Here is a 20,412-nt window from a genome sequence, read left to right as displayed (position 1 = left end):
CACGGTTATGGGCAGATCATCTTCAGCCCTCCCGCGAATCCGCATGACCGCACGGTTATTGAGGGCTTTTTTATGAGCGAGGCAAGCATGAGCAAAGGGCACAATGCCGGTATTGACGCTGGTCAATTCGCACAGGGACATGGGCCCGTGGGGCTGCTGTGGGATCGGCCTGTCGGCGACAGCCTGGGCACGCTGATCCTCGCCCACGGCGCCGGTGCGCCGATGGACAGCGACTTCATGAAGCGGATGGCGCACATGCTCGCCATCCGGGGGCTGACGGTGGTGCGCTTCGAGTTCGACTACATGGCCGCTCGCCGCCAGGATGGCAGGAAACGTCCCCCCAACCCCCAGGCGAAACTGCTCGAGCGCTGGCGCGCGGTACATGCCACCGTGCGGCAACAGGTCACGGGGCCGCTGGCCATCGGTGGCAAATCCATGGGCGGGCGCATGGCCAGCCTGCTGGCTGATGAGCTGGGCGCCGATCGGCTGGTCTGCCTCGGCTACCCCTTCCATGCCATCGGCAAGGCCGACAAGCCCCGCACCGTCCACCTTGCCGACCTGAAGGCCCCGACCCTGATCGTTCAGGGCGAACGCGACGCCATGGGCGACCGCCATACCGTGGCGAGTTACCAACTGTCACGCGCCATCGAACTGTTCTGGCTGACGGCTGGCGATCATGACCTCAAACCATTGAAGGTTTCTGGTTATAGCCATGAGCAGCACCTGGAGTCGGCGGCGGATGCGGTCGCGGGCTTTTTGCGCGAGCACGCCAAGAAGCGCTGAAAGCGGGTCTGTGTCGCAGCCTTGACGCACCTGGTTGGTTACCATCGGCGGCTGGGAGTGGAGCAGGAGATCAGGGATGCATTACCACGACGTGCTGCAGATTCACCGAAGCGCCAAGCGCTTCAAGCGTCTGGCCCTGTGGGCGGCCATCCTGCTGTGCCTGATCATGTTGCTGGGCAAGACCACGTGGTACCTGGCCGGCGTGCCGGCGGATCCGGAATCCGTCGAGATGATGAAAGAATACGTGCGCGGCGCTGGCGCCGATCCGGACACGCTGATCCTCAGTGATCACCATGGCACCTGCGGCAGGTTCAGTTATATCGATAAAGACGGAAAACGCACGGCGCCCGTGGGCTTCGTCGCCATTCCCAGCCAGGGCGTGGCGCCAAGCCTGTTGACGGACGAGTGGAACAGGAGCCGCTGCGCCGGGCCGCGGTCGGCGCCTTGATTTTGTGAAGGCAGCCCGCTGTCTTTAATCTAAGTAATTGTCGGATCTCTCGAATGGTTTGGTATTACATGGCAAGGCCGTGGACCTGTATCTGGGGTATCGCGCTGGTGATTTGCGCGTCATTCCTCTATGTGAACTTCACGGCGATGCATGAGCGGGAGCAGCCATTCAATGCCGTGCAGTGGCGCAGCCTGAGTCACGAAGCAAGGCTTAATGACCCCGGATGCGTACGCGGAGGTATGGCTCTATTTCTATCGAATAACCACAGCCTAGGCGGTCTGCCGCAAGCGTCGGTGATGGAGCTGCTGGGTGAGGCAGACACCGTGCTTCTCAATCAACTTCACTTCCGTCTTGGCCAGTGTCATTGGGATTGGAGGCACAGCTCGCTGGTGGTAACCCTCGAAGAGGGAAGGGTAAGCCAGCTTTCTATCGTGTATCCCGCTAGCGACTTCTAGTGGGATACGCTCACTCCATCAGCCGCTGCCCACAATGCAAACAGCTGGCTGTTCCGGGATCGTGGTGTTCACCCGCTCGGTCGTCGACTTTGTGGTGGGGCGACTCGCCGCAATTGGGGCAGATGTAGCGCAGCAGAATTCGATGCTGGCGATAGAGGTTCAGCAGGCCGCCGCCGATCACCACAGCGAGCGCAGTCACCAGCGCGTCATGGGGCCCTAAGAGCGCCAGCACGAACAGCGCGATCACCAGTACGGCGAGCAGGGATTTCACGAAATCCACCTGTTTGCGCAGGCGGTTGTAAGTGTTCTGGTCCATGGCCGGGCGTCCTTGTTATCAGGGTGCCGTTGCCAGTGTGGCTTCAGTTACGCAGCCATGTGCCTGATGGAAAAAAAATGAAGCAGTTTGTGTTACTCGGCGACGCTGCTCGGGCTTTCGGCGGCCTCGGCTTCCAGCTTCGCCCGGTCGGCCTTGCTGATGTATTTGGGCTTGCTGCTCTTGGGCGCCAGCTTGGTATTGGCCTTCTTGGCGTGGGCCTCCAGCAGTTGCTTGATCTTCTTACGGCGATTCATGTGGGTACCTGTAGCACGGTAATTGGGGAGCGTTTCAGCCTGCGGTTTTCTTCAGCGCCATGCCCTGGCTTGCTGGCGCAGTCAGCGCAAAGCCGAACTGCTCATAGAGGCGATACGCCTCTCCGTCGGCTATCAGGCTGACGTACGCGGATTCTGGCACCTCGCGGGCGATGAAGTCGCTGATCGCGGCCATGATCCGCTTGCCCAGGCCACGCCCCTGATGGGCTGGCAGCACTGCTATATCCACCACCTGATAGAACGAGCCGCCATCACCGATCACGCGGCCCATGCCGATAGGAACGCCTTCGCAGATGATCTGCACAGCGAACAGGGTATTCGGCAAGCCACGTTCCGCTGCTTCGATGGTCTTGGCGCTTAGCCCTGCAGCGATGCGAAGATGGCGATAGGTCTCTACCGAGGGGGGCGTGTGTGACGGAATAGGTTTGTGGCGTTTCGGTCACGATGACGCTCCTGTGAGTGGAGAGATGTGCATTGGACAGGACTGACAGGCGATTTTTAGCGCTGTCGTTATTCGAAGTTTCGTAGGGTGGACGACGCTCCATCCGTCCACCGTTTGAGATCGCTATGGTGGATGAAAAAGCGTCATCCACCCTACGCGCTTAACGTTTAGCGGTGATACCAGTTTGCGGTTTTCGATTTTGCGTCTGGATTGTGTTTTTGCAGCAAGGATGCCATCTGCTCGAGCTCCTTGTACCCTTCGAAGCGAAGGTCACTGAATGATTCGTTCGTTAGCAGGATTGACGTCACCTTGCCCTTTAGCTTCTGGATGATCAGCTTTTCTATACCCGAAAGCGGCATGCTTATGGTTGTGTCGTTGTGCTTTATCCGGATTTCATTATCAGGTTCGCTTATTTCGACTTCTGGATATGATGCTTCGCCCGTAAAAACACGTCTGTAAGCAGCAGGTAGATACCTGCCCATGAGGAAAGCTGTTAGCGCTGCAATGCCCTTATTGAGGAGGCTGTCGCTACTGATGAGCATCCAGATGCATCCGACGAAAATTATCACCACCAGCAGTGCTGCAAGTACTGCGTTTCTTCTGTCGCGGCGTTTATAGTTTTCAGATACTTTGAATTTCATATGTTTCTCTAACGGTGAGTCAACGCAAAATCATTGATCGTATGGTGTGCAGGGTGAGTGCATTGGCAGTAGTTAGGTGGCTATATCTGGCTAACTATCGGCGGCCGATGCGCCGTTTGTTGAGCGTTGCTCTTTCAGAACGGCCTTAAACCACAGCGCATCACCTAACTAGATGGCAAGCGTCTTCATCTGTCTGCTTTAGCGTTTTAGTTCGTAGGGTGGACGACGCTCCATCCGTCCACCGTTTGAGTCGCCATGGTGGATGAAAAAGCGTCATCCACCCTACTTGCTGATAGACATAAACATCGCCAGTGCCTACAGAAGTTTTGTCGAAATAAAGAGTAAATAAATCACGCAGGTCTAACGCTATGCTTAAAGCATTCAGGGTGGATTTAAGCGTTTCGTTTTGGTTGAAAACATTTTCTTTTTCACCGGGCCACGTAAGAACATCGCACATGGAGACAGTAAGAGAGAAAACGTGTGCAGATATAATTGGCATAATGCTGGATTTTGGTTGTGGGCGGGCTTTAGCCCGTCCCAACGAACGAAGTGGGTAACTTGAACTTTTTGTTATTACCCTAAACTCGGTCTCTCTTGTCTGGTGGCCCATAGAGCTTCATTTCCCAATCCTCAAGGGGCGGTATGACTTCAAGGGATGGGTCACAGTAAGATCTAAGGTAGTCAGTTGCTCTTTTTTGAGCATGCGTGAAGTTTTGAACTTTTCCTTCGTTGTCAAGTTCAATCACGTTTGCGAATATTGCGAATGCCATTTCAATTGCGCTTGGCTCTGTGCCGTACAGGTCTAAGTACTCTACATCCTCAAGCATATAGTGGCTTCCGCTTGCCATGAAGTATGCAAACGTTCGTAGTGCCCCACTAAAATCATTGCTTAACTTCATCTCTGGAACCACCCCGGCTTGGTTGTAACTATAAATAGACACCAAGTGGTGCATAACTCCCCGGACGGGCGTGGTGTAAACATTCCATGCCTTTTGGCCGATTCCGTCTAGTGCGCGGAACACGGCGAGGTGCTGGGGTGTTTGGCGTGTTATACACAACACTTTCAATACGTTGACAGGTGCCTGCGCGTAAGGCCAGCGAAAAGACGCAGCATTACGCCGCGCCTCAGTTGTTCACCGGTTAAACCTTGCCACCAACGAATACTGACCTTGCGCCGTGCTGGTCAGCGATTCGCTGAGCAGGGCGGTATTGTGCGCCTCGCCGGCGGTCTGGTCGGAGAGTTGGGCGATGGTGGTGATGTTGCGGCTTATTTCGTCGGCCACGGTGCTCTGCTGTTCGGCGGCGGCGGCGATCTGGTCGGCCATTTCGGCGATATTGGCGACGGCATCGCTGATACCGGCCAGGGCATGGTCGGCCTGTTGAACGCGTTCGACACCTTCGTCAGCCTGCTTGCGGCCGATGTCCATGGTCAGTACCGCTTCGTCGGCGGTGCGTTGCAGCTTGGCGATCAGGTCGTGGATCTGCCCGGTGGACTGCGCGGTGCGCTGCGCCAGGGAGCGCACTTCGTCGGCGACCACGGCGAAACCACGGCCCATCTCACCAGCGCGGGCGGCTTCGATGGCGGCATTGAGGGCCAGCAGGTTGGTCTGATCGGCGATGCCTTTGATCACGTCCACTACGCCGCCGATTTCGTTGCTGTCGCGTGCCAGGCGGGTGACCGTTTCGCCGGTTTCTCCCACCGAGAGGGACAGGCGCTGGATCGCGGCACGGGTTTCGCTGGCGATGCCGCGGCCTTCCTGGGTCAGGCGATTGGCTTCCTGGGTGGCGATGGCGGTGCGCGCCACGTTGTTGGCCACCTCCAGAGTGGTGGCGGCCATCTGGTTGACGGCGGTGGCGACGTGATCGGTTTCCTCGCGCTGGCGCTGCAGGCCGGCCGAGCTGTTGTGGGCCAGCGCATCAGCCTGCCGGGCCTGGCTGGTCAGGTTTTCGGCGCTGTCCTGAAGACGGGTCAGGCAGGTCTTGAGACGTGCCTCCTGGCTGAGAATGGACATTTCCAGGCGCCCTTCGACGCCACGGCTGTCGGTGTACATCTGTGCGATCAGAGGGTCGGACGTGGTCTGCTCGGCCAGGCGCAGCAGGCGCTTGATGCCCCGGTTCTGCCAGGCCAGGCCGAGCAGGCCGAGGGGTACCGAGAGCAGTGCCGCCGCAATGAAGCCCCAATGGCTGTTGAGCCAGGCGCCTACCAGAAAACCGATCTGGCTGACCAGGATGAATGGCAGCCAGGCCTGCAGCACGGGCAACCAGCGATCACGCCCTGGCACCGCCGCCTTGCCCGCGTTTATTCGTTGGTAGAGCGCTTGCGCCCTTTCGACCTGTTCGACGGTGGGTTTGCTTCGCACCGATTCGTAACCCGTGACCTGGCCTGCGTCGAGAATCGGGATCACATAGGCATTGACCCAGTAGTGATCGCCATTCTTGCAGCGGTTCTTGACGATACCCATCCAGGGGCGGCCGTCTTTCAGGGTGGTCCACATGTGTTCGAACACGGCGGCTGGTACGTCGGGATGGCGTACCAGATTGTGCGGCGCGCGTATCAGCTCGTCTCGCGAGAAACCGCTGATTTCGATGAAGGCATCGTTGCAGTAGGTTATCTGGCCCTTTAGGTCGGTCGTCGAGATCAAACGCTGCTGGGGCGGATATGTCCGCTCACTCCCGGTGATCGGCTGGTTGTTACGCATGGCATCTACCCTGATGATTTTCTGATGTGTCGCGTACGCGTGGCAGACCTGGGAGTGTAACTGGATTTAGACGCGGATCACATTTTGACGCCGGTAAAGCGACAGTCCATTGGTGTAATGGCGTTGTCCGGCGGCTGCGGGCACGCGGAGCGAGACGCGGACAAACGAGGAGAGACGAGGTTTCTGCACGATGGCGCGCATCCTTGCGGTCACCGTGCAGGTTGCTGATCAGTTGGCGATCAGTTGGCGCAGCACGTAGTGCAGGATGCCGCCGGCCTTGAAGTATTCCACCTCGTTGAGGGTATCGATGCGGCAGAGCAGCTCGACGTTCTGCTGCTTGCCGTCCTCGCGGGTGATCGCCAGGGTCAGTGGCATGTGCGGGCGCAGTTCCACGCCGTCCAGGCCCTCGATGGCGAGGGTTTCCTTGCCGGTAAGGCCGAGACTTTTACGGTCGGCGCCCTCGGTGAATTGCAGCGGCAGCACGCCCATGCCCACCAGGTTGGAGCGGTGGATACGTTCGAAGCTCTCGGCGATCACTGCTTTCACCCCAAGCAGGTTGGTACCCTTGGCGGCCCAGTCGCGGCTCGAGCCGGTGCCGTATTCCTTGCCGGCAATCACCACCAGCGGCGTGCCTTCTTCCTGATAGCGCATGGATGCGTCGTAGATCGCCAGTTTCTCGCCGCTGGGCACGTGCAGGGTGTTGCCGCCTTCTTCACCGTCGAGCATCTCGTTGCGGATACGGATATTGGCGAAGGTCCCGCGCATCATCACTTCGTGGTTGCCGCGGCGCGATCCATAGGAGTTGAAGTCGCTCGGCTCCACCCCTTGCTCGCGCAAATAACGGCCGGCAGGACTGTCGGTCTTGATGTTGCCGGCAGGGGATATGTGGTCGGTGGTCACCGAATCGCCGAGCAGGGCGAGGATGCGCGCATTGGCGATATCGGTAATGGCAGGTGGCGCCTGGTCGATGGCTTCGAAGAAAGGTGGATGCTGGATATAGGTGGAATCGTTCTGCCAGGTATAGGTGTCGGCTTCGGGAACGGCGATGGCCTGCCATTGTTCGTCACCGGCGAACACTTCGGCGTATTCCTTGCGGAACATGGCGGTATCGACCTTCTGTACCGCGTCGGCGATCTCCTTCTGGCTTGGCCAGATATCGCGCAAATACACCGGTTTGCCATCGCGGTCTTCGCCCAGCGGCTCTTCGGCGATATTGATCCGCACACTGCCGGCCAGGGCGTAGGCGACCACCAGGGGTGGCGAGGCCAGCCAGTTGGTTTTCACCAGCGGGTGCACACGGCCTTCGAAGTTGCGGTTGCCGGACAGCACCGAGGCGACGGTCAGATCATGTTCCTGAATGGCTTTCTCGATCGGATCGGGCAGCGGTCCGGAGTTGCCGATGCAGGTGGTGCAGCCGTAGCCGACCAGATCGAAACCCAGTTTGTCGAGGTACTCGGTCAGCCCGGCTGCGGCGAAGTACTCGGTCACCACCTTGGAGCCCGGCGCCAGTGAAGTCTTTACCCAGGGTTTGCGTTGCAGGCCTTTTTCCACGGCCTTCCTGGCCAGCAGGCCGGCGGCCATCATCACGCTCGGGTTGGAGGTGTTGGTGCAGGAGGTGATCGCCGCGATCACCACGGCGCCATCGCTCAGCGGGTGTCGCTTGCCATCCATCTCGTAGTGAATTTCGTTCTGGGCGGCGTTGCCGACCGCCACGCCACCGCCCCCTTCGTTTTCCAGGCGGCCTTCTTCCTTGCCGCTGGGCTTGAGCTGGAGGCCGAGAAAATCCTCGAAGGCCTGGCTGACCTGGGGCAGGGCGACGCGGTCTTGCGGGCGTTTCGGCCCGGCCAGGCTGGCCTCCACCTCAGCCATGTCCAATGCCAGGCTGTCGGTGAACACCGGCTCGCTACCAGCGTTGCGCCACATGCCCTGGGCCTTGGAATAGGCCTCGACCAATTTCACGGTGTCCTCGGGGCGACCGGACAGGCGCAGGTAGCCCAGGGTGATCTCGTCGACCGGGAAGAACCCGCAGGTGGCGCCATATTCGGGTGCCATGTTGGCGATGGTGGCGCGGTCTGCCAGGGGCAATTCGGCCAGGCCGTCGCCGTAGAATTCGACGAATTTGCCGACCACGCCTTTCTTGCGCAGCATCTGGGTGACGGTCAGCACCAGATCGGTGGCGGTTATGCCTTCCTTGAGCTTGCCGGTCAACTTGAAGCCGATCACTTCTGGAATCAGCATGGACACCGGTTGGCCGAGCATCGCCGCTTCCGCTTCGATGCCGCCCACGCCCCAGCCGAGTACGCCGAGGCCGTTGATCATGGTGGTGTGCGAGTCGGTGCCGACCAGGGTGTCCGGGTAGGCGAATGTCACGCCGTCTTCCTCCTTGGTCCACACGGTGCGACCAAGGTATTCCAGATTGACCTGGTGACAGATACCGGTGCCTGGCGGGACCACGCTGAAGTTGTCGAAGGCGCTCTGGCCCCAGCGCAGGAACGCATAGCGCTCACCATTGCGCTGCATCTCGATTTCGACGTTCTCGCCGAAGGCGTCGGGGCTGGCGAACTTGTCGACCATCACCGAGTGGTCGATGACCAGGTCAACCGGGGACAGCGGATTGATCTTCTGCGGGTCGCCGCCGGCCTTGGCCATGGCGTCGCGCATGGCGGCCAGGTCGACCACCGCCGGTACGCCGGTGAAGTCCTGCATCAATACCCGGGCCGGGCGGTACTGGATCTCGCGGTCCGAGCCGCGTTTCTGCAGCCAGTCGCTCATGGCCTGCAGGTCTTCGCGGGTAACGGTCTTGTCGTCCTCCCAGCGCAGCAGGTTTTCCAGCAGCACTTTCAGCGAAACCGGTAGCGTGTCGATATTGCCCAGGTGCCTGGCGGCCTCGGGCAGGCTGTAGTAGGCGTAGGATTTACCCTCGACGTCCAGGGTCCGGCGGCAATTCAGGCTATCGATGGAAGGCATCTTGCAACTCCTTGTGGCCTGCACGGTACAAGCCATTCTGGTTGTGGCAGAAGCTCTCTCCGGCTCTGCACTTGATTCCCGGCGGCGGCTTGCGATGAGCCGTCTGCCGGCCCCAGGGTCGGCGTCAACGCGCTTGGCCGAAGGAGCCTCTGGCTGCAGGGATTATCTTCACTGGACAGGGAGCAGGCGCCGGCGGTTCCAGTTTTCGCTATCATGCGCGGCCCAAGGAGAGCCCCCATGAAGACGCTGTTGCTGCACTGCCGGCCTGGTTTCGAGAACGAAGTGTGTGCGGAAATTTCCGAGCACGCTGCACGTCTTGACGTTCCCGGCTACGCCAGGGCCAAGCCCGATACGGCCTGCGCCGAGTTCATCTGTGGCGACGAGTCGGGCGCCGAACGATTGATAGCCGGGCTGCGCTTCAGCCAACTGATCTTCGTGCGCCAGTGGGCCAGGGGCGCGTTCATCGAACTGCCCGAGAAGGATCGCATCAGCGTGCTACTCGAGCACCTGGCGCCATTGCCGGTGTTCGGCAGCCTGTGGCTGGAGGTGCTGGATACCAATGACGGCAAGGAACTGTCCGGCTTCTGCAAGAAGTTCGAAGGCCCGCTGCGCAAGGCCCTGACAGCCGCTGGCAAGCTGGTGGAAGACGGCGGGGCGCCACGCCTGCTGCTGACCTTCAAGAGTGGCCGTGAAGTGTTCCTGGGCATGGCCGCGGCGAACAATTCGGCGATCTGGCCCATGGGCATTCCGCGCCTCAAGTTCCCCCGTGAGGCACCGAGCCGCTCGACCCTGAAGCTGGAGGAGGCCTGGCACACCTTCATCCCCCGTGAGCAGTGGGACGAGCGCCTGTCGGATCAGATGACCGGCGTCGACCTGGGCGCCGCGCCCGGCGGCTGGACCTACCAGTTGGTACGCCGTGGCATGCTAGTGACCGCCATCGACAATGGGCCGATGGCCGAGAGCCTGATGGAAACCGGCCTGGTACAGCACCTGATGGTCGATGGTTTCACCTGGAAGCCCAGGCAGCCGGTGGACTGGATGGTCTGCGACATCGTCGAGAAGCCTGCCCGCAGCGCCGCACTGCTGGAAACCTGGATCGGCGAGGGACATTGCCGCGAAGCGGTGGTCAATCTGAAACTGCCGATGAAGCAGCGCTACGCCGAAGTGCGGCGCCTGCTCGAGCGCATTGCCGACGGCCTGGCGGCGCGCAAGATCAAGGTCTCCATCGCCTGCAAGCAGCTATACCACGACCGCGAGGAAGTGACCTGCCACCTGCGCCGGCTGGGTAAATAGGACGCCGCGCTGCCTACGCGCTACTGACTAGACGATTCGATATTCGCGGAGCCCCTGATGCTGGATTCAACACCCGATGACACCCTCGACGCCAGCGGATTATTCTGCCCGGAGCCGGTGATGATGTTGCACAACAAGGTGCGCGATCTGCCGGCGGGTGGTTTGCTCAAGGTAATCGCCACCGATCCCTCGACTCGCCGCGATATTCCCAAATTCTGCGTATTCCTCGGGCATGAGCTGGTGGGTCAGGCCCAGGATGCAGAGACCTATCTGTACTGGATTCGCAAGAAAGCTGATTGAGCGGTGCAAGATGAAAGCAGCCGTAGGGTGGATGACGCTCTTTTCATCCACCATCGCGATCGCAGAGCGGTGGACGGATGAAGCGTCGTCCACCCTACGAATGGCTGCTACCGCCTTCTTGCTGTCGATTCACACCTGGCGGCTTTCGCGTCGCGGTGCTTCGGCCAGCCAAATCCGCCGCTTGGCGCTGCTTTTCAGGCGCAGGGTCAGCATCAGGGCGGCGCAGGTCAGGCCGACGATCAATCCTTCCCAGAGTCCAGCCGGGCCGCTGGCCGTGCCGAACAGGTCGGTCAGGCCCAGCAGGTAGCCCACCGGCAGGCCAATGCCCCAGTAGGCGAACAGGGTCATGACCATGGTCGCCCGGGTGTCCTGATAACCGCGCAGTGCGCCTGCGGCGGTGACCTGCAGGGCGTCGGAGAACTGAAACAGAGCGGCGTAGACGATCAGGCTCGCGGCCAGGGCGATCACTTCAGGTGCGGGGGTGTAGATCTGTGCGATCTGCTCGCGCATCAGCAGCATGCAACTGGCCGACACACAGGCATAAGCCAGCGCGGTAACCATGCTAACCCCGGCGGCGAAACGCGCCTCACGCGGCTCGCCACGGCCGAGGGCCTGGCCCACGCGCACCGTGGCGGCCATGCCGATGGAGTAGGGGATCATGAACACCAGCGAGGCGAAGTTCAGGGCGATCTGATGCCCGGCGACCACCGTGGCGCCCAGCCCACCGATCAGCAACGCAATCACCGCGAAGATGCTCGATTCAGCGAATACCGAGATGCCGATTGGCAAGCCGATACCCAGCAGGCGCTTGATCAGCGGCCAGCTCGGCGGGTCGAAGCGCTGTAGCGGCGTGGTGTCTCGATAGGCCGCTGCGCGGCGAATCCACCAGATCATGCCCGACAGCATGAACAGCATCACCAGTGCCGTGGCCCAGCCGCAGCCGATGCTGCCCAGTGGCGGCAAGCCAAGCTTGCCGTAGATGAGTACGTAGTTCAGGGGGATGTTCAGCAACAGTCCGAACAAGCCCACCACCATGGCCGGGCGGGTACGGCCCAGGCCGTCGCTGTAGCAGCGCAGCACATGGAACAGCGCCACGCAGGGGAAGCCGAACGCCACGCCGTGCAGGTAGCCCATGGCAGGCTCGATCAGGTCCGGATCGACCTTCATCAGGCGCAGGACGAACTCCGCATTCCACAGCACGATGCCAGCGATGCAGCCCACCGCGAGGGCCAGCCACAGTGCCTGGCGCACCAGCGGGCCGATCTCCCCGTGCTGCCCGGCGCCAAAGCGTTGCGCCACCTTCGGCGTGGTGGCCAGCAGGATGCCGGTCATCAGCAGGAACACCGGCACCCAAATCGAGTTGCCCAATGCCACTGCAGCCAGATCGCGGGCACTGAAGCGGCCGGACATCACCGTATCGACGAAGCCGATGGAGGTGTACGCCAGTTGCGCGATGATGATCGGGGTGGCCAGGGCCAGCAGCGTGCGCAACTCGGTGCGCACGCGCTGCAGGCGGGAAGGGACAGGCATCGGGGTTCCGTGATCCATGGAAAACCGCACAGTCTACGCGTTGACGGTTCGGTCAGGAAAGGCGCCGGAGCACTGTTTCCGGCGCTGCACAGCCGAAGCCCGGTTGTTTTTCATGCAGAGCCCGGGCAGTGCATCCGGTTATAATGCCTGCCTGATTGCGGAGATTCCCATGCGCATAGTCGCCGACGAAAACATACCCCTGCTCGATGAGTTCTTCGCCGGTTTCGGCGAGATTCGCCGCTTTCCCGGTCGTGCCATCGACCGTGCCGCCCTTGGCGATGCCGAGCTGTTGCTGGTGCGTTCGGTGACCAACGTCGACCGCGCGCTGCTGGAAGGCAGCCAGGTGTGCTTCGTCGGCACCTGCACCATCGGCACCGACCATCTGGATCTGCAGTATTTGGCCGAAGCCGGCATCGCCTGGAGCAGCGCACCGGGTTGCAACGCCCGTGGCGTGGTGGACTACGTGCTGGGCAGCCTGCTGGTGCTCGCCGAACGCCTGGGCGCCGACCTGGCGCAGCGCACCTACGGGGTGGTCGGCGCAGGCCAGGTCGGCGAGCGGCTGGTGCGTGTGCTGCGCGGCCTGGGCTGGCGGGTGCTGGTCTGCGATCCGCCACGCCAGCGCGCCGAAGGCGGGGGCTTCGTCGACCTGCAGCAGATCGTCGAGCAATGCGACGTGATCAGCCTGCATACGCCGTTGACGCGCGACGCTGAGTTCGCCACCCGGCATCTGATCGATGCGCACTGCTTGCGGCGGCTGCGCCCCGGCGCCTGGCTGATCAACGCGAGTCGCGGTGCGGTGGTGGATACCGCTGCGTTGCGTGAGCATCTGCAGCAAGGGGCCGATCTGCACGTGGTGCTGGACGTCTGGGAAGGCGAGCCGCTGGTGGAGCCAGCCCTGGCTGCGCTGTGCCATATCGCCACCCCGCACATCGCCGGTTACAGCCTGGACGGCAAGCTGCGTGGCACTGCGCAGATCCATGACGCGTTCTGCCGACACCAGGGCATCTCGCCGCAGGTGCAACTGGACGCCCTGACGCCCGGGCGCTGGTTGCCGCGCCTCAGCATCGGCGCCGGAAGCGAACCGGCCTGGGCGTTGGCGACGCTGTGCCGTGCGGTCTACGACCCACGCCGCGATGACGCTGACCTGCGTCGCAGCCTGGTCGCCGACGTGCAGGCACGCAAGGCCGGCTTCGATCTGCTGCGCAAGCAGTATCCGATGCGGCGCGAAATACAAGGGTTGGAAGTGGAGCTACGTGGCAGTGACCAGGGGCTGCACGCGCTGATCACGGCGCTGGGGGCGCGCGTGATCAGCACGCGTTGACAGGCGGAGGTGGTCAGGAAGGATTTTCGTCCCCAGGCTTGACCCACTGCTTGTCCAGCTCGCTGCAGGCTTGCTGGATCATGCTTTCGGTGATCGGGATTTCCCGGCCGCGAAGGTCGATCACCGCACCATGGGTATTCTCCGGCTCTGCACTGGCTCGATTGGCGTGTTGCTCGTCAGGGCTGCTCATCGTGGTTTCCTCATCAGGTGTTCGCACTGTCTACCGGGCATCTACGCTTGGCGACGTTATCTGGTGATGTGGGCATCCCGATATGGCTTCAACCTTGCCCACCCATACTGTCGCAAAAAATTACCGGATAAAGAAGAGAGTCCGGCGAACGGTTTCAGCTTGAGAGGGGAGCATGGCGTGCCGAGATCATCCTTATTGCTGCTGAGCTGCCTGCTGAGCCTGCACGTATTTGCCGTGGAGCCGGCGAAGTTGGCGGATGGGGCTCGTCAGCAGGTCGGTGTGACCCTTGCCTACGATCCCGTTTACCGGCACATCGACTACCCCGGCGGTGATGTGCCGATGGAGACCGGTGTCTGCACCGATGTGGTGATCCGCGCACTGCGTTTGCAGGGCCTGGATCTGCAGAAAGCGGTGCATGTGGACATGGCGGCGAATTTTTCCGCATATCCGAAGCATTGGGGGCTAAGCCGCCCCGATCGCAATATCGACCATCGCCGGGTGCCCAATCTGATGACCTGGTTCCGGCGCCAGGGCATGGCGTTGCAGGTCAGTCGGGACGCCCGGGACTATCGGTCGGGCGATATCGTCACCTGGGATCTGGGGCGCGGCCTCACCCATATCGGCATCGTTTCCGATCGCCTCTCGGCCGCGGGAGAGCCGTTGATCCTGCACAACATTGGCGCTGGCACCCGGGAGGAGGCCATCCTGTTTCGCTTTACCATCACGGGTCACTACCGCTTTCCGGCTGGCTAATCCCAGAAACGACGAAGCCCCGTGCCGGTCAGGCTGCGGGGCTTCGTTTCGGACACCTGTCAGGCGTGGTGATAGTTGATCACGCTGTCCTGTTCCTTGAGCATCTTGCGCATTTCGGCCGGGATGTTGCCGGCTCTGACGGCGAGCTCGAGGCGGATGTCTTCGAGGCTTCGGGCGAAAGCGTTCGAGTCGTTCAGCTGCAGCTTCTGCAGCACCCGGCTGTAGGCGGTGGTATCGGCTTCATCGATCAGGGAAAGAACGATGCTGCCGTCCGGGCGAGGCCGACTGAAGGTGGCGCGTAGGGGGGCGAATAGCTGGTCGACGAGCTGTCGATTACTATTTTCCATTGACGAACTCCAGTTGAAGTATGAACACCTATGAGTGACCAGGATTCATTTAGTTCGACGATGGCTACTATTTCGCTCCCTTAATAGTGACGTTGTTTGCAAATTCGCCTGTCGGGATCAGCGACGCAGCGCCTGGCGGGCACGTTCGATCACACCTTTCAGGGAATCGTCGCAGTATTGGCCGGGGTAAAGGCGCTGGCTGTGCTGTGCGACACCGGTGTGGTCCACCACTGTAAAACTGAAGCTGCCCTTGCGCGCTGCCAGAATATGGCAGGCAAGCGGGGCGAAAGCGTTGGACAGGGTATGGATAGCGGTCTGGATTTGTTGGTTGGTATTCATATTTGGGTGTTTCCTGATACTACGGGCGCATGATCGCGCCATATAAAGAGGGCTCCGGGCACTGGCTTGGGCCAATGGGATTGTTTGTCGGAGCGGACTGCGCGCTTTTAAGTTCCACCTATTTGCTGAGGTGAAAGCTGGAGCGGGTCTGTACGTCGGAAGACTGGCGAAGGTCGACGCGTGAGCGGGACGGCCAGATCAGTCAGCGGAGGGGGTCTTGGCGGTTGTGCGTGCATCCTGTGGATGCCGATTGCCAGGAAACCATCGGGAAGGCCTTGAGGCCGGATGACTTGCAGCGTGGTACGAACGGGACGGACTATACGTGGCTGTATAAAATTTAGCCAGCCCTTTTTCCGATCTTTTTCATGTCCGCCAATCGGCGTCGCACTGATAGGCCGATTTAAGCTAGCATTAGGCCTCTTTTGCTTTCCTCTGGCGACGGTTTTCAATGAGTTATCAGGTTCTTGCACGCAAATGGCGCCCGCGTTCTTTTCGCGAAATGGTCGGGCAGACCCATGTGCTGAAAGCGCTGATCAACGCACTCGACAGCCAGCGCCTGCACCATGCCTACCTGTTCACCGGCACCCGGGGTGTGGGCAAGACCACCATCGCGCGGATCATCGCCAAGTGCCTGAACTGCGAAACCGGCATCAGCTCGACCCCCTGTGGCACCTGTTCGGTGTGCCGGGAGATCGATGAAGGCCGTTTCGTCGACCTGATCGAAGTGGACGCCGCCAGCCGCACCAAGGTCGAGGACACCCGCGAGCTGCTCGATAACGTGCAGTACTCGCCGAGCCGCGGACGCTTCAAGGTCTACCTGATCGACGAAGTGCACATGCTTTCCACCAGTTCCTTCAATGCCTTGCTCAAGACGCTCGAGGAGCCGCCGCCCCACGTCAAATTCCTGCTCGCCACCACCGACCCGCAGAAGCTGCCGGTTACCGTGCTGTCGCGCTGCCTGCAGTTCTCCCTGAAGAACATGCCGCCAGAGCGCGTGGTCGAGCACCTGACCCACGTGCTGGGCGCCGAGAACATTCCTTTCGAAGACGATGCCCTGTGGCTGCTCGGCCGCGCGGCCGACGGTTCCATGCGCGACGCCATGAGCCTGACCGACCAGGCCATCGCCTTCGGCGAGGGCAAGGTGCTCGCCGCCGACGTGCGTGCCATGCTCGGTACCCTCGACCATGGCCAGGTGTACGGTGTGTTGCATGCACTGATCGAAGGCGACGCCCGTGGCGTCATCGACGCGGTGCGCCAGCTGGCCGAGCAGGGCCCGGACTGGAGTGGCGTACTGGCGGAAATGCTCAATGTGCTGCACCGCGTGGCCATCGCCCAGGCGCTGCCGGATGCCGTGGACAACGGCCAGGGCGACCGTGACCGTGTTCTCGGCCTTGCTCAGGCGCTGCCGGCCGAAGACGTGCAGTTCTATTATCAGATGGGCCTGATCGGCCGACGCGACCTGCCGCTGGCGCCGGATCCGCGTGGTGGCTTCGAGATGGTGCTGCTGCGCATGCTGGCGTTCAGGCCGGCGGGTGAGGGCGATACGCCGAAGGTGGCGCTAAAGCCACTGGGGGTCAGCCAGGCCAAGGCTGATCCCCAGGCAACGCCGGTGGCCGACGCAGCGCCTGCTGCGTCAGCCCCTGTTGTCAGTGCCGCGCCTCAGGCCAGCGTCGCCCCCAGTGTGCCGACGCCGGCCGCAGCCGTGCCGCCGCCAGCAGCGCCACCTGTTGCCGCTGCCGTCACGCCACCGGCAGTTGCGCCCGTGGCCGTTGCTGCCCCTGCGCCTTTGGTCACTCCGCCGTGGGAAGAGGTGCCGGTCGAGGCCAAGGTCGCCGAACCCGCAGTACCGGTCGACGACACGCCTCCGCCGCCGGTCGCCGTGCAGGCGCAGCCTGAGCCGAAGGTCGAAGAGCCGGTCAAGGCGGTAGAGCCCGAGCCAGAAGTGGCGCTGCCCGTTCCCGAACTGGCCGATGTGCCGGTGATCGACAGCAACGATCTGAATCCACCGGACAGCGATGACGAGCCACCACCCGGTGACTACGACTACGTGGCGATGGATGCCGAGAATCTGGATTACGATTTCGCCGATGCGCTCTCCGACGAGCAGCCACAAGCCGAACCCGAGCCTGCCTCGCTGCCGGCTACCGGTCTGGCGGCGGACTGGCTCGAGCTGTTCCCGAAACTGGGTCTGGGCGGCATGACGGGCAGCATCGCCGCCAACTGCAGCCTGATCGCCGTCGAGGGTGACAGATGGCTGCTGCACCTGGATCCTGCCCATAGCGCACTGTTCAACGCGACCCAGCAGCGCCGCCTGAACGATTCGCTCAACGCCTACCATGGCCGTGAGCTGCAACTGGACATCGAGCTGATCAAGCCCGAACAGGAAACGCCTGCCCAGGCTGCCGCCCGCAAGCGCGCCAATCGCCAGCGCGAGGCTGAAGCGTCGATCCAGAACGATCCATTGATCCAACAGATGATTTCGCAGTTTGCCGCCTCCGTGCGTGCCGGCAGCATCGAACCCGTCGATACCGTCGTTAACCCCTGACTACCGAGGACAACATCATGATGAAAGGTGGCATGGCCGGCCTGATGAAGCAGGCACAGCAGATGCAGGAAAAAATGCAGAAGATGCAGGAAGAGTTGGCCAACGCCGAGGTGACCGGTCAGTCCGGCGCCGGCCTGGTCAGCGTGGTGATGACCGGTCGTCATGATGTCAAGCGCGTCAGCCTCGACGACAGCCTGATGCAGGAAGACAAGGAAATCCTCGAAGACCTGATCGCCGCCGCCGTCAACGACGCGGTGCGCAAGATCGAGGCCAACAGCCAGGACAAGATGTCCGGCATGACTTCCGGCATGCAGTTGCCGCCAGGCTTCAAGATGCCGTTCTGAGGCGGCTCCAGGGCGATAGCTGACATTCCCCGTAGGGTGGCAACGCTCTTTGGGTCCACCATTGCGATGGTAGTGCGGTGGACGGATGAAGCGTCGTCCACCCTACGGAAGACTTCTATAGCCTCGAAGCCTCCGTAAAGACGCTTTCCCTTATCTCTCCGCTTTCATCGTCGAGCCGCGCACCATGAGCTTCAGCCCCCTGATCCGCCAACTGATCGATTCCCTGCGCATCCTGCCCGGTGTCGGCCAGAAGACTGCCCAGCGCATGGCCCTGCAGTTGCTCGAGCGCGACCGCAACGGCGCCGTGCGGCTCGCCCAGGCGCTGAACCAGGCCATGGAGGGCGTCGGTTACTGCAAATCGTGCCGCAGCCTCAGTGAAGACGAGGTCTGCCAGATCTGCCTCGACCCGCGCCGGGACGACAGCCTGCTCTGCGTGGTGGAGGGGCCGATGGATGTCTATGCCGTGGAGCACACCGGTTTTCGCGGCCGTTATTTCGTACTCAAGGGCCACCTGTCGCCACTCGATGGCCTGGGCCCGGAGGCCATCGGCATTCCCGAGTTGCTGCTGCGCATCGATGCTGGCCAGTTCAGCGAGGTGATCCTGGCCACCAACCCGACCGTGGAGGGCGAAGCGACTGCCCACTATATCGCCCAGTTGCTGGCCGGCAAGGGGCTGGTGGCGTCGCGCATCGCCCATGGCATGCCCCTGGGCGGCGAGTTGGAACTGGTGGACGGCGGCACCCTGGCCCATGCGCTGGCCGGACGGCGCCCCATCAATCTCTGAGCCGATTGGCGATCTCGCTCGAAGCAGCAGTCAGCAAGCTACGAATTCCTGTAATTCGCTTCTGAGAAGCATTACCATTCATGCCTCATCCAGGTGCGGTCATGGTGTGCTCGATGTCGCTTGTTTCCTCCCAGCAGTCCCTGCAACAGTTGTATCGCGAGCACAGCAGCTGGTTGAATGGCTGGCTGCGCAGGCGGCTGGGCTGTGCCGAGAATGCCGCGGATCTGGCCCAGGACACCTTCCTGCGCGTGCTCAGCAAGGAGCGCGAGCTGCCGGCGTTGCGCGAGCCGCGGGCCTACCTGTCGACTATCGCCCATTCGCTGCTGGTCAATCACTGGCGGCGCCAGGCCATCGAACGTGCCTACCTCGACGCCCTGGCGTTGCAGCCGGAGCAGCATGCTCCCTCGCCGGAAGCGGCCGAACTGATCATCGAAACCCTGCTGGCCATCGACGCCATGCTGCTGCGCCTGCCGGTCAAGGTGCGCGAGGCGTTCCTGCTCTCGCAACTGGACGGCCTGACCTACGCGGCCATCGCCCTGCGCCTGCAGGTGTCCGAGCGCATGGTGAAGAAGTACATGGCCCAGGCGATGCTGCATTGCCTGATGCTGGTCGAGCACTGAGCGATGAATACCGATCATCGTACCCTGCAGGAGGCCGCCGAGTGGTTCGCGGTACTGACCGATCCACCCGTGAGCGAAGCCCAGCGGCAGGCGTGGAGTCAATGGCTGGCGGCGAGCCCCCGGCACGCCGTGGCCTGGCAACGGGTCGAGGCCATCAGCGGGCAGTTCAACCGGCTGCCCGGCGACGAGCGTCGTCAGGCCGCGGGGCAGGCATTGCGCAGTTCCGGCAGAAACCGGCGCCAGGTGCTCGGGCTGTTGCTGCTGGGCAGCGCCGGTGCCCTGACAGTCGATCTCGCTGGTCGCCTGCCGTGGCGCGCCTGGGTCGCCAGCGAGCGGACCGCAACCGGAGAGATCCGAGCCAGGCAACTGGCTGATGGCAGCCATCTGTGGTTGAGCAGTCGTACCGCACTGGATGTCGACTTTGGCGCGGCGTTGCGTCGTCTGCAGCTGTACCGGGGCGAGGTGCTGATCGAAACGGCTCGTGATCCGCGGCCACTGGTGGTCGATAGCGTGCATGGTCGCCTGAGGGCGCTGGGGACCCGCTTCAGCGTGCGCGAGGGCGAGGGCCATACGCAGCTCAGCGTGTTCGAGGGAGCGGTGCGTATCGACCCGTTCGGGCGCGCGCAGCCACAAGTGGTCAAGGCCGGGTTCCAGGTGCGCTTCGAACAGGACAGCAGCTCAGCGCAAGAACCCGTGGATCCGGCCAGGCAGGCCTGGAGCCGAGGGATTCTGCTGGCCGATGATCGACGCCTGGGGGATTTCGTCGAGGAACTGGCCGACCACGTGCCTGGTTACCTGGGGTGCGACCCGCGCGTGGCCGACCTCCGCCTGGTCGGTGCCTATCCCCTCGGCGACTTGCCGCGCATCCTCGATGCCTTGCAGAGCAGCCTGCCGATCCGGGTCAATCGGCGGTTGCCATGGTGGGTGACCCTGGAGCCTCTCGAAGGATAGGCCGGGAGCCTGGCGTGCACACGCGCGCCATTATTTTTCACCGCAGCGGTTCCCTTTTTCCGATCTCGCTTG

Annotated in this window: 23 protein-coding genes; 12 read left to right on the top strand and 11 right to left on the bottom strand. The window is 62.0% G+C overall.

Annotated features, from left to right (window positions below; translation table 11 throughout):
- Positions 1-87 precede the first annotated feature (87 nt).
- The 3 genes from BLR94_RS00555 to BLR94_RS00545 all read left to right on the top strand — a co-directional run bounded on the left by BLR94_RS00555 (position 88) and on the right by BLR94_RS00545 (position 1,686).
- Positions 88-783 carry an alpha/beta family hydrolase gene (locus tag BLR94_RS00555; protein WP_084306566.1) on the top strand — a complete coding sequence of 232 codons (696 nt, stop codon included), beginning with the start codon at positions 88-90 and terminating at the stop codon, positions 781-783.
- 76 nt (positions 784-859) lie between these two features.
- Positions 860-1,231 carry a hypothetical protein gene (locus tag BLR94_RS00550; protein WP_084306488.1) on the top strand — a complete coding sequence of 124 codons (372 nt, stop codon included), beginning with the start codon at positions 860-862 and terminating at the stop codon, positions 1,229-1,231.
- A 53-nt stretch (positions 1,232-1,284) separates the two neighbouring features.
- Positions 1,285-1,686, top strand: a complete 402-nt coding sequence (locus BLR94_RS00545) for a hypothetical protein (protein WP_084306487.1) — start codon at positions 1,285-1,287, stop codon at positions 1,684-1,686.
- 10 nt (positions 1,687-1,696) lie between these two features.
- Here the strand turns inward: BLR94_RS00545 and BLR94_RS00540 are convergent, their stop codons facing one another.
- From BLR94_RS00540 to acnA, 7 genes are all read right to left on the bottom strand, one after another.
- Positions 1,697-2,002, bottom strand: coding sequence for a hypothetical protein (locus BLR94_RS00540; protein WP_084306486.1), 306 nt, complete (start codon positions 2,000-2,002; stop codon positions 1,697-1,699).
- 92 nt (positions 2,003-2,094) lie between these two features.
- Complete coding sequence (locus BLR94_RS00535; RefSeq protein WP_084306485.1) at positions 2,095-2,256, bottom strand: DUF2986 domain-containing protein; 162 nt, start codon at positions 2,254-2,256, stop codon at positions 2,095-2,097.
- A 34-nt stretch (positions 2,257-2,290) separates the two neighbouring features.
- Positions 2,291-2,599, bottom strand: a complete 309-nt coding sequence (locus tag BLR94_RS27650; protein WP_244158040.1) for a GNAT family N-acetyltransferase — start codon at positions 2,597-2,599, stop codon at positions 2,291-2,293.
- Between the two features lie 284 nt (positions 2,600-2,883).
- A complete protein-coding gene (locus BLR94_RS00525; RefSeq protein ID WP_084306483.1) occupies positions 2,884-3,357 on the bottom strand; it encodes a hypothetical protein in 474 nt (157 codons plus the stop codon).
- A gap of 578 nt (positions 3,358-3,935) precedes the next feature.
- Positions 3,936-4,256 carry a DUF7677 family protein gene (locus tag BLR94_RS00520; protein ID WP_084306565.1) on the bottom strand — a complete coding sequence of 107 codons (321 nt, stop codon included), beginning with the start codon at positions 4,254-4,256 and terminating at the stop codon, positions 3,936-3,938.
- A 234-nt stretch (positions 4,257-4,490) separates the two neighbouring features.
- Entirely contained in the window at positions 4,491-6,056 is a 1,566-nt protein-coding gene (locus tag BLR94_RS00515; RefSeq protein ID WP_084306482.1) for a methyl-accepting chemotaxis protein, read from the bottom strand.
- Between the two features lie 228 nt (positions 6,057-6,284).
- Positions 6,285-9,023, bottom strand: coding sequence for an aconitate hydratase AcnA (gene acnA, locus BLR94_RS00510; RefSeq protein ID WP_084306481.1), 2,739 nt, complete (start codon positions 9,021-9,023; stop codon positions 6,285-6,287).
- Between the two features lie 237 nt (positions 9,024-9,260).
- Between acnA and rlmM the strand changes: the two genes are divergently transcribed.
- A complete protein-coding gene (rlmM, locus tag BLR94_RS00505) occupies positions 9,261-10,316 on the top strand; it encodes a 23S rRNA (cytidine(2498)-2'-O)-methyltransferase RlmM (RefSeq protein WP_084306480.1) in 1,056 nt (351 codons plus the stop codon).
- 57 nt (positions 10,317-10,373) lie between these two features.
- Positions 10,374-10,616, top strand: coding sequence for a sulfurtransferase TusA (gene tusA / locus BLR94_RS00500; RefSeq protein ID WP_084306479.1), 243 nt, complete (start codon positions 10,374-10,376; stop codon positions 10,614-10,616).
- Positions 10,617-10,745: 129 nt separating this feature from the next.
- Here tusA and BLR94_RS00495 read toward each other — a convergent pair whose 3' ends face one another.
- The gene (locus BLR94_RS00495; RefSeq protein ID WP_084306478.1) at positions 10,746-12,146 is read right to left on the bottom strand and encodes an MATE family efflux transporter; all 1,401 of its coding nucleotides are present in this window, start codon (positions 12,144-12,146) and stop codon (positions 10,746-10,748) included.
- 169 nt (positions 12,147-12,315) lie between these two features.
- Between BLR94_RS00495 and pdxB the strand changes: the two genes are divergently transcribed.
- On the top strand, positions 12,316-13,467 hold the full coding sequence (pdxB, locus tag BLR94_RS00490) for a 4-phosphoerythronate dehydrogenase PdxB (RefSeq protein WP_084306563.1): 1,152 nt from the start codon (positions 12,316-12,318) through the stop codon (positions 13,465-13,467).
- Positions 13,468-13,480: 13 nt separating this feature from the next.
- Here the strand turns inward: pdxB and BLR94_RS27440 are convergent, their stop codons facing one another.
- Complete coding sequence (locus BLR94_RS27440; RefSeq protein WP_167359689.1) at positions 13,481-13,657, bottom strand: PA1571 family protein; 177 nt, start codon at positions 13,655-13,657, stop codon at positions 13,481-13,483.
- Positions 13,658-13,723: 66 nt separating this feature from the next.
- Between BLR94_RS27440 and BLR94_RS00485 the strand changes: the two genes are divergently transcribed.
- The gene (locus BLR94_RS00485) at positions 13,724-14,410 is read left to right on the top strand and encodes a DUF1287 domain-containing protein (RefSeq protein ID WP_084306477.1); all 687 of its coding nucleotides are present in this window, start codon (positions 13,724-13,726) and stop codon (positions 14,408-14,410) included.
- Positions 14,411-14,469: 59 nt separating this feature from the next.
- Here the strand turns inward: BLR94_RS00485 and BLR94_RS00480 are convergent, their stop codons facing one another.
- Both BLR94_RS00480 and BLR94_RS00475 read right to left on the bottom strand, forming a co-directional pair.
- Complete coding sequence (locus BLR94_RS00480) at positions 14,470-14,757, bottom strand: DUF3509 domain-containing protein (protein ID WP_084306476.1); 288 nt, start codon at positions 14,755-14,757, stop codon at positions 14,470-14,472.
- A gap of 117 nt (positions 14,758-14,874) precedes the next feature.
- Positions 14,875-15,096, bottom strand: a complete 222-nt coding sequence (locus BLR94_RS00475) for a hypothetical protein (protein ID WP_084306475.1) — start codon at positions 15,094-15,096, stop codon at positions 14,875-14,877.
- Positions 15,097-15,544: 448 nt separating this feature from the next.
- Between BLR94_RS00475 and dnaX the strand changes: the two genes are divergently transcribed.
- From dnaX to BLR94_RS00450, 5 genes are all read left to right on the top strand, one after another.
- Complete coding sequence (dnaX, locus tag BLR94_RS00470) at positions 15,545-17,641, top strand: DNA polymerase III subunit gamma/tau (protein WP_084306474.1); 2,097 nt, start codon at positions 15,545-15,547, stop codon at positions 17,639-17,641.
- A gap of 17 nt (positions 17,642-17,658) precedes the next feature.
- Complete coding sequence (locus BLR94_RS00465; RefSeq protein WP_042555660.1) at positions 17,659-17,985, top strand: YbaB/EbfC family nucleoid-associated protein; 327 nt, start codon at positions 17,659-17,661, stop codon at positions 17,983-17,985.
- A 184-nt stretch (positions 17,986-18,169) separates the two neighbouring features.
- Entirely contained in the window at positions 18,170-18,769 is a 600-nt protein-coding gene (gene recR / locus BLR94_RS00460; RefSeq protein WP_084306473.1) for a recombination mediator RecR, read from the top strand.
- A 113-nt stretch (positions 18,770-18,882) separates the two neighbouring features.
- The gene (locus tag BLR94_RS00455; protein WP_244158039.1) at positions 18,883-19,389 is read left to right on the top strand and encodes a sigma-70 family RNA polymerase sigma factor; all 507 of its coding nucleotides are present in this window, start codon (positions 18,883-18,885) and stop codon (positions 19,387-19,389) included.
- Between the two features lie 3 nt (positions 19,390-19,392).
- Positions 19,393-20,340 carry a FecR domain-containing protein gene (locus tag BLR94_RS00450; RefSeq protein WP_084306471.1) on the top strand — a complete coding sequence of 316 codons (948 nt, stop codon included), beginning with the start codon at positions 19,393-19,395 and terminating at the stop codon, positions 20,338-20,340.
- The last annotated feature ends 72 nt before the right edge of the window (positions 20,341-20,412 follow it).

Source organism: Phytopseudomonas flavescens (assembly GCF_900100535.1).
Lineage (GTDB): Bacteria > Pseudomonadota > Gammaproteobacteria > Pseudomonadales > Pseudomonadaceae > Aquipseudomonas > Aquipseudomonas flavescens.
The sequence above is the reverse complement of the archived record's forward strand: the minus strand, read 5'-3'. Positions and strand labels throughout refer to the sequence as shown.

Excerpts from the sequence above, each read along its gene's own strand:
- BLR94_RS00555 (WP_084306566.1), top strand. The coding sequence starts at position 88 with ATGAGCAAAGGGCACAATGCCGGTATTGACGCTGGTCAATTCGCACAG.
- BLR94_RS00550 (WP_084306488.1), top strand. The coding sequence starts at position 860 with ATGCATTACCACGACGTGCTGCAGATTCACCGAAGCGCCAAGCGCTTC.
- BLR94_RS00545 (WP_084306487.1), top strand. The coding sequence starts at position 1,285 with ATGGTTTGGTATTACATGGCAAGGCCGTGGACCTGTATCTGGGGTATC.
- BLR94_RS00540 (WP_084306486.1), bottom strand. The coding sequence starts at position 2,002 with ATGGACCAGAACACTTACAACCGCCTGCGCAAACAGGTGGATTTCGTG.
- BLR94_RS00535 (WP_084306485.1), bottom strand. The coding sequence starts at position 2,256 with ATGAATCGCCGTAAGAAGATCAAGCAACTGCTGGAGGCCCACGCCAAG.
- BLR94_RS00525 (WP_084306483.1), bottom strand. The coding sequence starts at position 3,357 with ATGAAATTCAAAGTATCTGAAAACTATAAACGCCGCGACAGAAGAAAC.
- BLR94_RS00520 (WP_084306565.1), bottom strand. The coding sequence starts at position 4,256 with ATGAAGTTAAGCAATGATTTTAGTGGGGCACTACGAACGTTTGCATAC.
- BLR94_RS00515 (WP_084306482.1), bottom strand. The coding sequence starts at position 6,056 with ATGCGTAACAACCAGCCGATCACCGGGAGTGAGCGGACATATCCGCCC.
- acnA (WP_084306481.1), bottom strand. The coding sequence starts at position 9,023 with ATGCCTTCCATCGATAGCCTGAATTGCCGCCGGACCCTGGACGTCGAG.
- rlmM (WP_084306480.1), top strand. The coding sequence starts at position 9,261 with ATGAAGACGCTGTTGCTGCACTGCCGGCCTGGTTTCGAGAACGAAGTG.
- tusA (WP_084306479.1), top strand. The coding sequence starts at position 10,374 with ATGCTGGATTCAACACCCGATGACACCCTCGACGCCAGCGGATTATTC.
- BLR94_RS00495 (WP_084306478.1), bottom strand. The coding sequence starts at position 12,146 with ATGCCTGTCCCTTCCCGCCTGCAGCGCGTGCGCACCGAGTTGCGCACG.
- pdxB (WP_084306563.1), top strand. The coding sequence starts at position 12,316 with ATGCGCATAGTCGCCGACGAAAACATACCCCTGCTCGATGAGTTCTTC.
- BLR94_RS27440 (WP_167359689.1), bottom strand. The coding sequence starts at position 13,657 with ATGAGCAGCCCTGACGAGCAACACGCCAATCGAGCCAGTGCAGAGCCG.
- BLR94_RS00485 (WP_084306477.1), top strand. The coding sequence starts at position 13,724 with ATGTGGGCATCCCGATATGGCTTCAACCTTGCCCACCCATACTGTCGC.
- BLR94_RS00480 (WP_084306476.1), bottom strand. The coding sequence starts at position 14,757 with ATGGAAAATAGTAATCGACAGCTCGTCGACCAGCTATTCGCCCCCCTA.
- BLR94_RS00475 (WP_084306475.1), bottom strand. The coding sequence starts at position 15,096 with ATGAATACCAACCAACAAATCCAGACCGCTATCCATACCCTGTCCAAC.
- dnaX (WP_084306474.1), top strand. The coding sequence starts at position 15,545 with ATGAGTTATCAGGTTCTTGCACGCAAATGGCGCCCGCGTTCTTTTCGC.
- BLR94_RS00465 (WP_042555660.1), top strand. The coding sequence starts at position 17,659 with ATGATGAAAGGTGGCATGGCCGGCCTGATGAAGCAGGCACAGCAGATG.
- recR (WP_084306473.1), top strand. The coding sequence starts at position 18,170 with ATGAGCTTCAGCCCCCTGATCCGCCAACTGATCGATTCCCTGCGCATC.
- BLR94_RS00455 (WP_244158039.1), top strand. The coding sequence starts at position 18,883 with ATGTCGCTTGTTTCCTCCCAGCAGTCCCTGCAACAGTTGTATCGCGAG.
- BLR94_RS00450 (WP_084306471.1), top strand. The coding sequence starts at position 19,393 with ATGAATACCGATCATCGTACCCTGCAGGAGGCCGCCGAGTGGTTCGCG.